At 45.9% G+C, this 11827-nt stretch carries 9 protein-coding genes; all 9 read right to left on the bottom strand.

Annotated features, from left to right (window positions below; all coding sequences use genetic code 11):
* Positions 1-80 precede the first annotated feature (80 nt).
* Positions 81-1040, bottom strand: coding sequence for an acetyl-CoA carboxylase carboxyl transferase subunit alpha (accA, locus tag LYZ37_RS11465; RefSeq protein WP_004744802.1), 960 nt, complete (start codon positions 1038-1040; stop codon positions 81-83).
* 38 nt (positions 1041-1078) lie between these two features.
* Positions 1079-4558: a DNA polymerase III subunit alpha gene (gene dnaE, locus LYZ37_RS11470; RefSeq protein ID WP_272785561.1), complete on the bottom strand. Its 3480-nt coding sequence runs from the start codon at positions 4556-4558 to the stop codon at positions 1079-1081.
* A 90-nt stretch (positions 4559-4648) separates the two neighbouring features.
* Positions 4649-5266 carry a ribonuclease HII gene (rnhB, locus tag LYZ37_RS11475; RefSeq protein ID WP_272785563.1) on the bottom strand — a complete coding sequence of 206 codons (618 nt, stop codon included), beginning with the start codon at positions 5264-5266 and terminating at the stop codon, positions 4649-4651.
* Complete coding sequence (gene lpxB / locus LYZ37_RS11480; RefSeq protein ID WP_272785564.1) at positions 5259-6413, bottom strand: lipid-A-disaccharide synthase; 1155 nt, start codon at positions 6411-6413, stop codon at positions 5259-5261. Before lpxB ends, rnhB begins: the two co-directional genes overlap by 8 nt.
* A gap of 92 nt (positions 6414-6505) precedes the next feature.
* Entirely contained in the window at positions 6506-7294 is a 789-nt protein-coding gene (gene lpxA / locus LYZ37_RS11485; protein WP_272785565.1) for an acyl-ACP--UDP-N-acetylglucosamine O-acyltransferase, read from the bottom strand.
* A gap of 1 nt (position 7295) precedes the next feature.
* Positions 7296-7748, bottom strand: a complete 453-nt coding sequence (fabZ, locus tag LYZ37_RS11490; protein WP_139152290.1) for a 3-hydroxyacyl-ACP dehydratase FabZ — start codon at positions 7746-7748, stop codon at positions 7296-7298.
* A 96-nt stretch (positions 7749-7844) separates the two neighbouring features.
* On the bottom strand, positions 7845-8876 hold the full coding sequence (gene lpxD / locus LYZ37_RS11495) for a UDP-3-O-(3-hydroxymyristoyl)glucosamine N-acyltransferase (protein WP_272785566.1): 1032 nt from the start codon (positions 8874-8876) through the stop codon (positions 7845-7847).
* 7 nt (positions 8877-8883) lie between these two features.
* Entirely contained in the window at positions 8884-9393 is a 510-nt protein-coding gene (locus LYZ37_RS11500; protein ID WP_272785567.1) for an OmpH family outer membrane protein, read from the bottom strand.
* 17 nt (positions 9394-9410) lie between these two features.
* Positions 9411-11822, bottom strand: a complete 2412-nt coding sequence (bamA, locus tag LYZ37_RS11505) for an outer membrane protein assembly factor BamA (protein ID WP_272785568.1) — start codon at positions 11820-11822, stop codon at positions 9411-9413.
* Positions 11823-11827 lie beyond the last annotated feature (5 nt).

Raw genomic sequence — 11827 nt, forward strand, 5'->3', positions numbered from 1 at the left:
TGGAGTTATTAGTGCTAGTTTATCACTGGCAATAAAAAAGGCTGAACCTAAGTTCAGCCTTTTTCTAACATTTGTGCCGATTAACAGTAACCGTAGCTCATTAGACGCTGGTAACGACGCTCTAGCAAGGTGTCGTTATCAAACGCTTCTAGTTCTTCAAGCTGACGAACTAGGGTCGCTTTCATGTTCTGCGCCATCTGCAGGTGATCACGGTGTGCACCACCTAGAGGCTCGTCGATGATCTCATCGATCAGCTCTAGCTCTTTAAGACGTGGAGCAATCAGACCCATAGCTTCTGCTGCCTGTGGCGCTTTATCTGAATCACGCCATAGAATTGAAGCACAGCCTTCTGGAGAGATAACAGAATAGGTTGAGTATTGCAGCATGTTGACGTAGTCGCCTACACCGATCGCAAGTGCACCACCAGAACCGCCTTCACCGACAACGTTACAGATAACTGGCACTTTAAGACCCGCCATCACTTTTAGGTTAGTCGCGATAGCTTCAGATTGACCACGCTCTTCTGCACCAACACCTGGGTAGGCACCTGCTGTATCGATGAAAGTAATGATTGGCATGTTAAAACGCTCTGCCGTTTGCATCAAACGTAGCGCTTTGCGGTAACCTTCTGGCTTAGGCATGCCGAAGTTACGTTTAACTTTCTCTTTAGTCTCACGACCTTTTTGGTGACCAATGATCATTACTGGACGGCCATTAAGACGTGCCATACCACCTACGATCGCTTTGTCATCTGCGTAGTGACGGTCACCCGCCATCTCATCAAACTCTGTAAATACGTGCTCGATGTAATCAAGCGTGTAAGGACGCTGTGGGTGACGAGCAAGCTGGGCAGTTTCCCAAGCACCAAGATCGCTGAATGTTTTCTTTTTAAGCTCTAGGCTTTTCTTCTCTAGTTGTTCAATCTCTTTTTCAAGATCAACACCAGACTCACCGCCATGACGAGATACGTCACGAAGTGCTTCAATTTTTGCTTCTAGCTCTGCGATTGGCTTTTCAAATTCTAAAAAATTCAGGCTCATCTATAGATCCTTTATGATTCGGTGGCGTTTTACCGAACTTAGTTAAATTCGAGTTCTACCTGGCCTTTCCCAAGTAGTTGTTTTAAATCATCTAATAATGCGTCACTTGGCGTCACTCGCCATTCTGTACCCAACGTCAAACGCGCTCGTGCATCAGAGCGTTGGTAGTATACATGGACAGGAACGCTCCCCGCCCGATGAGGCTCTAGTATTTGACTAAAACGCTCAAAAAATCGGTCATTGATTTGAGATTGATCGATGGAAACTGATAATCCCCGTGCATATTTTTCACGAGCAGTCCCGAGATCCATAACCTCGCGCGCGGACATTTTAAGACCACCATTGAAATCATCAAAGCTGACCTGTCCAGAAACAACCAAAATTTTATCTTTTTCTAACAATTCTGCATATCGATCTAACGCATCGGAGAATAACATCACCTCCATACGCCCGCTTCGATCATCCAGTGTCATAATACCAATGCGCGTTCCACGCTTAGTGGTCATCACACGAGCCGCAATGACCAGACCCGCGACAGTGACACTTTGATCCCGTCTGGTTGGTGTTGCGTCTTTTAGTCGACAACTGGTGTACTTACCAAGTTCCTTTATGTAGGCATTTATTGGGTGCCCGGTCAAATAAAGGCCCAAAGTATCGCGCTCACCTTCAAGCCACACTTTTTCCGGCCAAGGTTCAACTTTGGTATATTTGTGCTCAACTTCTTCAGGTGCTTCGGTCAATACACCAAACAGATCGGTTTGACCAAAGGCTTCTGCTTGGTGATGTTGGCTCGCCGATTTTACCGCATCGTTCAGTGAAGCCATCATTGCTGCGCGGTGTGGACCAAGGCGATCCAGTGCGCCGGCGTAGATGAGTTTCTCAATGACTCGCTTATTAACCTTTTTCAGGTCGATGCGAGCACAGAAATCGAATAGGTCTTTAAAGTGGCCGTCTTTATTACGCGCTTCAAGAATGGCATCGATTGGGCCTTCACCTACCCCTTTGATAGCACCGATACCGTAAACAATCGCCCCATCTTCATCGACATTAAAGCGATACAAACCTGCGTTGATATCTGGCGGCAGAACTTTGAGTTTCATACGGAAACACTCATCGACCAGACCGACGACTTTCTCAGTGTTATCCATATCTGCGGTCATTACCGCAGCCATAAATTCCGCAGGGAAGTGAGTTTTGAGCCACAGCGTTTGATAAGAAACCAGTGCGTATGCTGCCGAGTGCGATTTGTTGAAGCCGTAACCTGCGAATTTTTCTACCAAGTCGAAGATCTTCATCGCCAATTCGCCATCTACGCCGTTGGCGACCGCACCTTCTTCAAACGTCGCACGCTGCTTAGCCATCTCTTCTGGCTTTTTCTTACCCATCGCACGACGAAGCATATCTGCGCCACCAAGCGTATAGCCCGAAAGAACCTGAGCGATCTGCATTACCTGCTCCTGATAGAGGATAATGCCGTAGGTTGGCTCTAGAATCTCTTTCAGTGATTCGTGCTGCCACTGTTCATCTGGGTAAGAAACCGCCTCGCGTCCATGTTTACGGTCGATGAAGTTATCTACCATGCCTGATTGAAGCGGCCCCGGACGGAACAGAGCAACCAATGCGATAATGTCTTCAAAACAGTCTGGTTGAAGGCGTTTGATCAGCTCTTTCATACCACGCGATTCAAGCTGGAATACCGCGGTGGTTTCTGAGTTTTGCAACAAATTGAAAGAAGCTTGGTCTTCCAATGGGATAGACTCAATGGCTACTGGGTCTTTGCCTTCCTTCTCTAAGCGTGGGTTAATCAAGCCCAGCGCCCAGTCAATAATGGTCAGCGTACGTAAGCCCAAGAAGTCAAACTTAACCAGACCCGCGGTTTCAACGTCGTTTTTATCGAACTGAGTCACCGGGAAGTGACCTTCCGCATCAGCATAAATCGGCGCAAAGTCTGTGATAGTGGTTGGCGATATTACAACACCACCCGCGTGCTTACCTGCGTTACGTGTACACCCTTCTAGGATGCGACACATATCAATCAGCTCTTTAATTTCTTCGTCGTTTTCGTACAGCTCAGGCAGTGCAGGTTCTGCTTTGAATGCTTTTTCTAGCGTCATGCCCGGATCTGGCGGAACCAGTTTCGAGATACGATCAACAAAGCCGAAACCATGACCAAGTACGCGGCCTACGTCACGAATTACCGCCTTCGCTGCCATAGTACCGAAAGTAATGATCTGCGATACCGCATCACGACCATACATTTCTGCAACGTGATCAATTACTTGGTCACGTTTATCCATACAGAAGTCGACATCGAAATCGGGCATGGAAACACGTTCTGGGTTAAGGAATCGCTCAAACAGAAGATCGTATTCTAGTGGGTCGAGGTCGGTGATTTTTAACGCGTAAGCCACCAAAGAACCGGCACCTGAACCACGGCCTGGGCCTACAGGGATGGCGTTATCTTTTGACCACTGGATGAACTCCATTACGATCAAGAAGTAACCTGGGAATCCCATGTTATTGATTACTCCCAGTTCAATTTTAAGACGATCATCGTATTCAGGTCGTCTTTCTGCACGTACCGCCGGATCAGGGAACAAGAACTCTAGTCGCTCTTCCAGACCTTCTTCAGACTTTTTAACCAAGAACTCGGTTTCTTCCATCCCTTCGGTTGGGAATGCAGGTAGGAAGTATTCACCCAAACGGACTGTCACGTTACAACGCTTAGCAATCTCTACACTATTTTCTAATGCTTCAGGGATGTCTGAGAATAGCTCGCACATCTCCTCTTCAGTACGAAGATATTGCTGAGCGCTGTAGTTTTTTGGTCGACGAGGATCTTCTAGTGTATAACCATCATGAATCGCAACACGAATCTCGTGCGCATCAAACAGTGTCTCATCAAGAATCACCACATCATTGGTGGCTACAACGGGTAAGTCATGTTGCTCTGCCAGCTCTAACGCAAAGTGAAGGTAAGTTTCTTCATCGGCTCTGCCAGTACGAACCAATTCAAGGTAGAAACGGTCTGGAAAATGGGTTTGGTAGAACTCAACGCACTGCTCGACAACTTTCTGGTTACCTTTCAATAGCGCTTTACCTATTTCACCACTCTTAGCCCCGGAAAGTACAATCACCCCTTCGGAGAGCTCAGCCAGCCACTCTTTATCAATCACTGGTTGATGCTGAACGTGGCCTCGTAGGTAGGCTTTTGAGATCAGTAAAGTCAGGTTCTTATAACCGACGTTATCTGCTGCAATCACGGTCAGCTTAGTCAGCTCATCACCAAACTCAGGTGATTGCATCACGAAGTCAGCACCTATGATCGGCTTGATGCCACAACCGTGGGCGGTGCCATAAAACTTCACTAGACCACATAAGTTAGTAAAGTCAGTCAGCGCCATCGCAGGCATGCCCAACTCGGCCACTTTCTTAACCAAGGGTGGCACTTTTGAAAGGCCATCGACCATGGAAAAGTCACTATGAACTCGAAGGTGGATAAACTTAGGGTCTGACATGGATAGAGTCCGGAACGGTTATAATTGATGGAGATATTTGGGGTATTTTAAGTGAAAAACTTCGACTTATATACCCCTGAAACAGTATTGCTACTCAATGCCAAGCGCACGCTTAACGGGTTTAAAACTCTTACGATGCTGATCAATGACGCCGTGTTGTTCAATCGCTTCAAAGTGCGCCTTGGTTGGGTAGCCTTTGTGCTTAGCGAAACCAAATTCAGGGTGAAGCTTATCAAGCTCCTCCATTTCTTGGTCACGCACCACTTTGGCGATAATCGAAGCAGCACTGATCTCCGCAACACGCAAATCTCCCTTAACCACCGCTTGAGATTCCATGGCTAACTCAGGGCAACGATTGCCATCAATCAATACCAAATCGGGTCGAACTTCTAGGCCTGCTACAGCTCTTTGCATCGCGACCATAGTGGCTTGAAGAATATTCAGTTCATCAATTTCCTCTGGAGAACAACGACCTACCGACCAAGCAAGCGCTTTTTGCTTAATTTCAGGCAATAACGCCAGACGTTTCTTCTCAGACAACTTTTTCGAGTCGTTTAATCCTTCAATCGGATTATTCGGGTCCAAAATGACCGCAGCGGTCACCACATCACCGACTAAAGGACCGCGCCCTACTTCATCAACACCAGCGATACGAAGGTATCCCTCAGGATATTCAAAAGGCGGCAATTCTTTGTTTTGTTTAGTCATCTTGTTTATCTCTGCCGATGAGCTTAAGTACAGCGTTAGCGGCTTGCACATCGGCATCTTTGCGAATCAGTTTGTGCATATCAGTAAAGCGGTCGATAAGTTCTTGGTTATCACTAGTTAGCATCTTATCGACGGCAGGAACTAAGTACTCAGGATCACATTCATCAAGAATAAATTCCTTCACCAACTCTTCTCCTGCCAAGATGTTAGGCAAAGAAACGTATTTGGTAATTGCCAGTTTCTGTACCAACCAACCTGTAAGTCGATTAACTTTATAACCCACCACCATCGGTCGCTTGAGCAACATACATTCTAGTGCCACGGTACCTGAGGCGAGTAACACAGCATCTGAGGCAGTGATAACGTTGCGTGCCGTATCTTGAACAATGACGAAATCGAGCTCTGGCGCCACAGATCGCCATATCTCTTCAAACTGCTGGCGACGCTTATCATTCACTGCAGCCACGACAAAGCCAATGTCTGGATGCTTTTGCTTAATTTCACGACAGGTTTGAATGAAGGGCTCCGCAATCAGGCCCACTTCACCACCACGGCTGCCAGGCAGTACAGCCAACCACTGCTTGTTTTGCTCAATGCCAAGTAAGTCTCGCGCCTGTTGTTGATCCGGTACAAGCGGGATAGCATCCGCTAAGGTATGACCAACAAACTCACACGCCACTTGGTACTTATCGTAGAAGGCTTTTTCAAACGGTAAAAAGGCCAGCACAAGATCGGTCGCCGCATCAATTTTAAAAATACGTTTTGGACGCCATGCCCAGACAGAAGGGCTGACATAATGCACTGTTTTGATGCCGTTTTTCTTCAAATCAAGTTCAAGGCGTAAGTTGAAATCTGGCGCATCAATACCGACAAAGACATCCGGTGGATTGTCGCTAAAATACTTTACCAACTGAGCTTTCACTTTTAACAGCCTTGGTAGTCGCCCCAACACTTCAACCAAGCCCATAACAGCGAGCTCTTCCATATCGAACAGAGACTCACAGCCTTGAGCAATCATCTTCGGACCACCAATGCCAACAAACTCTGCATCTGGATATTGGGCTTTGATCGCTTTGATAAAGCCTTCACCCAAAGTATCTCCTGACAGCTCGCCGGCAATAATGCCAATACGTAGTGGTTTTTCCATTGCTGAATGACCTACCTAATTTGTTGCTTTAAAAAGTAAAAAAAGACCGCAACCGTAAGATTGCGATCTTTTATGCAGCTGCACAAGTGTTATTAGCGAATAATACCGCGCTCAGAAATCTCTAGCATCTCTAGCATAGGTTTGATTGATTCAAACTCTTTCGCCATTTCAACTAGGCTTGCTTTTGCGTCTTCAAGCGTTTTACCCGAACGGTAAATTTCTTTGTACGCTTTCTGCAAAGCACGGATTTCTGGCTTCTCAAAACCGTTACGTTTAAGACCCACTAGGTTTAGGCCAAACGGTGTTGCATGGTTGCCTTGTGCAAGTACGTACGGAAGCACATCTTGAACAACAGCAGAACATCCGCCTGTGTATGAGTAAGCACCGATATTACAGAATGGGTGAATTGCAGAAAGTGCCATAACACCGGCATAGTCACCGACAGTAACGTGACCACCAAGGATAGCATTGTTACCAATGTGAGTATGGTTACCAAGGATAACGTCATGAGCGATGTGCGCGTTAACACACAGCAGGTTATCGTTACCAATCACGGTGGTTGCTTTATCTTGAGTCGTACCACGGTGGATTTGTACCGCTTCACGAATGACGTTGCGATCGCCGATCACTACCGTAGTCTCTTCTCCACCATATTTCTTGTCTTGGTTTTCTTCACCAATTACAGCGTGGGGGAAAATACGGTTCTCTTTACCTATGGTTGTATGACCTTTGATCACAACATGAGACATCACTTCAGTACCTTCACCGATCTCGATCGTTCCCGAGATATAGGTGAATGGACCAACAGTCACATTCGCTGCGATTTTTACATCACCTTCAATGACAGCAGAAGGGTGAATTTGAGCCGTTTCATGAATCATATTAAAACTCTCGACGAGCACATTTTAGTTCAGCAGAACATACTACTTCACCGTCAACTTTTGCTGTGCCTTTGAATGCAGCAATACCACGGCGCTCTTTTAAGAACTCTACTTCAATTACCAGTTGGTCACCTGGAACCACTGGTTTACGGAATTTAGCACCGTCTACACTTGCGAAATAGTATAGCTCGTTGTCTGAAGGGGCACCGAATGATTTGAATGCCAATAGACCAGTTGCCTGTGCCATTGCTTCAAGGATCAGTACACCTGGGAATACAGGTAGTTGAGGGAAATGACCTGTAAACTGAGGCTCATTCACTGAAACATTCTTAATCGCCGTTAGGTATTTCTCTTCTTGGAAATCAATCACGCGATCAATTAGTAAGAATGGGTAGCGATGCGGCAACAATTCCTGAATTTCAGTGATGTTCATCGTTTTGTTTTCAGTAGTCAAAGTCATATTCCTATGTTGAATGCTAATTTTGTATCTGGCGGGCATTATAGATGAAAAAGACCCGCAATACGCGAGCCTTTTTGATCCAACCTAGAGCTAAGCGTCTTTATCGCTCTCAAGCTGCTTTTCTAGCGCCTTAAGACGTTTATTCATGTCATCAATACGATGAACACGTGCAGCTGTTTTGCGCCACTCTTTGTTTGGCTGTAGTGGGATACCAGACGAGTACATGCCTTTCTCTTCAATGCCGCGCATGACCATGCCCATACCAGTAATGGTCACGCCATCGGCAATCTCAATGTGACCATTGATCACAGTACCACCACCAATAATACAGTACTTACCAATCTTAGTACTGCCCGCGACAATCGTACCACCCGCCATAGCCGTACCATATCCGATGTGTACGTTGTGAGCGATTTGCAGCTGGTTATCAAGAATGACGTTATCTTCAATCACAGTATCGTCTAACGCACCGCGATCAATCGTCGTGCATGAACCAATTTCTACGCGATTACCAATGCGCACCGAGCCAAGCTGAGGGATCTTAATCCACTCGCCTTTTTCATTGGCGTAGCCAAAACCGTCAGCACCAATCACTGTATTCGCTTGAACCAGACAGTCTGAGCCAAGTGACACTTGATGGTAAACCGAGACATTTGACCACAGCTTGGTATTACTACCGATCTTAGCATTCTTGCCAATAAAACAGCCCGCGCCAATAACAACGTTATCACCTAGCTCGACACCCGATTCAATCACGGCATTAGCACCGATTGAAACGTTGTTACCCAATTTAGCATCAGCAGCAATGACCGCTGAAGGAGCAATTTCATCGGCTGGCGATGGTGTAGTATCAAGGGCTTGCGCTACTTTAGCAAAAGCAACGTAAGGGTCATCAACCACAAGTACATTACCTGAACAAAGCTCACGTTGTGCTTCTTTCACCATCACAAGTGTCGCTTTACACTCAGCAAGATGTTTGGCGTATTTTGGATTGGACAGGAAAGTCACATGACCTTCCTGCGCAGCGTCCATCGGCGCTACCATAGTGACAACGGCTGTCGCGTCACCATGTAGCTCGCCCCCAGTAATCGTAGCCAATTCGGCCAAAGAAAGAGTTGTCATAAATCGTTTATTTTAGTGAGTCAATTACAGCTTTAGAAATATCGTTTTCTGGCTTAGAGAAGCGTACTGCTTGTTGCTCTAGAACCATATCAAAGCCTTTTTTCTCAGCAACCTTGTTAATTGCATCTTGAATTGTTTTAAACAGTTTTTGCTCTTCTTCTGCTTGGCGACGCTGTCTTAGCTTTTCGAAAGACTGAGCTTTTAGCTTAAGTTCATTCTCTAATTGACCAATTTCTAGACGTAGCTTGTCGATATCATCTTGGCTCATTAGTTCGCCATCACGCTTTAGCTTTTCAACCTTGCTTTTACCTTTAGCTTGAATCGCTTGAAGCTCTGCAGATTTGTCTTTGAACTCATCTTGTAGCTTTTGCGCTACCACTTCACGTTGTGGAAGAGCTTGGAATACTTGAGCAGTGTTTACATAACCAATTTTCTGCGCAGCTTCAGCAGCATTAGCAAAGAAAGAAGACGTCATTACTAGAAGGCCAAGACCAGCCGCTTTAATTGTTTTATTCACTGTATTTTCCTTTAAATTTAGAAGGTTCTGCCGATGGTGAAAGTGAAGAACTCTTCATCATCACCTTCGTAAGATTTAATTGGTTTCGCAATCGAGAAGACTAACGGCCCCATTGGAGACATCCACTGTAGCGCAGCACCGTAAGATGCGCGGTAGTTAGTTGGATCAGAGTAATCTAAGTAGTAACGATCGCCAGCGTATTTAGGATCATAGACAAATTCTGTATCCCAAACACTTGCTGCGTCGACAAACATACTGGTACGAATCTGACTTCTAAAGTCATCCGAAACAAACGGAGTTGGGACAATCAGCTCCATACTTGCCAATGCGATTGCGTTACCACCCACTGAGTCATCAGTTGCGGTCAAACAAGAGTCTGTATTACAACTTCCTGGGTTGCCGTTAACCGTGTAAACCGCTTTCGGGCCTGCACTATTGGAACGGAAACCACGTAGTGTAGTAAAGCCACCTGCGTAGTAGTTTTCATAGAATGGGAACAAGTTATCGTTACCATCTGTTTTGCCATAACCATTACCGTAGCCTAAACGACCACGCATCAGTAAGGTGAATTCATGTTTCTTGGTTAGCGGCACATATTGTCTAACATCATATTGCAGCTTGAAGTACTGCGCATCAGAGCTTGGTACGGTCGCTTTAGCAAAGGCACGTTGATAGTTACCAGCCGTTGGGAAGTAACCACGGTTTAGGTTGTTACGTGTCCATGAGACGTTAACATCAAAATCGTTGGTAATAATATCGCCGTTCGGTTGGCCGATACTTTGTGCAAACAACTGCGCTTGGTCGTATGTTGGTACGTTACCGATCTTGTTATGGGTTAAGCCCACACCAAATTCAAAACGGTTTAGCTCATCGAATGGGAAGCCCCAAGTTAAGCTCGCACCATAACTTTCGTTGGTATAGTCGACAATGTTCGCTTCAGATGCTTCAAACTGATTGTAGAAGATCTTACCACCAAGGCTGACGCCATCGAGGTTCCAGTATGGATCACGGTAGTCTAAGCTGATGTTTTTCTGGTAGTCGTTCATCATCGCGTTAATACCTACGCGGTTACCACTACCGGCAAAGTTATCTTGCTGTAGACCAACTTGGAAGCTGATACCTGATTCGGTACCATAACCAACACCAAAGTTGATACTACCCGAGTTGGCTTCTTTAACGTTGTAAACCAAATCGACTTGGTCTTCGCTACCCGGTACACGCACAGTTTGTACGTCTACGGTTTCGAAGTAACCTAAACGGTTAAGACGGTTCTTACCGGTTTCGATCGATTTAGAGTTTAACCAGCTGCCTTCCATCTGACGCATTTCACGACGCAGAACTTCATCTTTGGTAGCATTGTTACCCACAAAACGAATATCGCGTACATAAATACGTTTACCCGCTTCAACGTTGACCACCAGTGATACCGATTGGTTTTCATCATCGAACTCAGGGATAGTACGTACTTGAGGGTATGCGTAACCCGCTTCGCCTAACAGTCGCTTAACGTTTTCTTCTAGGCTTGTTACCGCTGAGCCGTTGTAGGTTTCACCCGGCTCAAACGTCACTAACTGTTCAAACTCAGCTTCTTTACCCAGCAGCTCACCACGGAATTTCACATCCTCAACGGTGTAAGGCAGTCCTTCGTTCAAGCCAAGCGTGATGTAAACACCTTTTTTGTCTGGCGAGATCGCAACCTGAGTTGAGTCAATTTGAAACTTAAGATAACCGCGGTCTAGGTAGTAGGATTTCAGCGCTTCGATATCACCCGCAAGAACTTGCTTCTGGTACTTGTCGTCAGCAAGGAAGTTCCACCATGCCACATCCACATTTAGCTCAAATCGGCTTAGCAGCTCTTCGTCAGCAAATTTTTCATTGCCGATAAAGTTGATTTGCTTGATCTTGGCAGATACGCCTTCAGTAAAGACAAATTTCAGGTCGCTACGATTACGAGGCAGTGGCGTCACAACCGCTTTAACGGTCGCATTGTACTTACCCACGCTGTAGTAGAAATCTTCTAGACCTTTTTCAATTGTCGACAGCGTTGTACGGTCAAGCGCTTCACCAACACGAATACCGGAAGCATCGAGGTTTTGTTGTAACTGCTCTTCTTTGATTGCCTTGTTGCCCGAAAATGAAATACTGGCAATGGTCGGTCGCTCTTTGACTTGTACAACTAGCACGTCGTTATCACGAAGTACCTTAATGTCTTCAAAGTTACCCGTCGCATACAGGGCTCTAATCACCTCAGAGACATCTTGGCTATCAACAGAGTCACCAATACGTACTGGCATTTTCAATAGCGCTGCACCAAGTGCCACACGCTGTAAGCCTTCAATTTTAATATCTTGAATTACAAAGTTTTCGGCACCGTTTGCGCTCACGCTTGTCGCTAACAGGGTCGCAAACAGAATATTTTTCATCGCCATTTTGT

This window comes from Vibrio tubiashii (assembly GCF_028551255.1).
Classification (GTDB): domain Bacteria; phylum Pseudomonadota; class Gammaproteobacteria; order Enterobacterales; family Vibrionaceae; genus Vibrio; species Vibrio tubiashii_B.

Excerpts from the sequence above, each read along its gene's own strand:
- accA (WP_004744802.1), bottom strand. The coding sequence starts at position 1,040 with ATGAGCCTGAATTTTTTAGAATTTGAAAAGCCAATCGCAGAGCTAGAA.
- dnaE (WP_272785561.1), bottom strand. The coding sequence starts at position 4,558 with ATGTCAGACCCTAAGTTTATCCACCTTCGAGTTCATAGTGACTTTTCC.
- rnhB (WP_272785563.1), bottom strand. The coding sequence starts at position 5,266 with ATGACTAAACAAAACAAAGAATTGCCGCCTTTTGAATATCCTGAGGGA.
- lpxB (WP_272785564.1), bottom strand. The coding sequence starts at position 6,413 with ATGGAAAAACCACTACGTATTGGCATTATTGCCGGCGAGCTGTCAGGA.
- lpxA (WP_272785565.1), bottom strand. The coding sequence starts at position 7,294 with ATGATTCATGAAACGGCTCAAATTCACCCTTCTGCTGTCATTGAAGGT.
- lpxD (WP_272785566.1), bottom strand. The coding sequence starts at position 8,876 with ATGACAACTCTTTCTTTGGCCGAATTGGCTACGATTACTGGGGGCGAG.
- bamA (WP_272785568.1), bottom strand. The coding sequence starts at position 11,822 with ATGGCGATGAAAAATATTCTGTTTGCGACCCTGTTAGCGACAAGCGTG.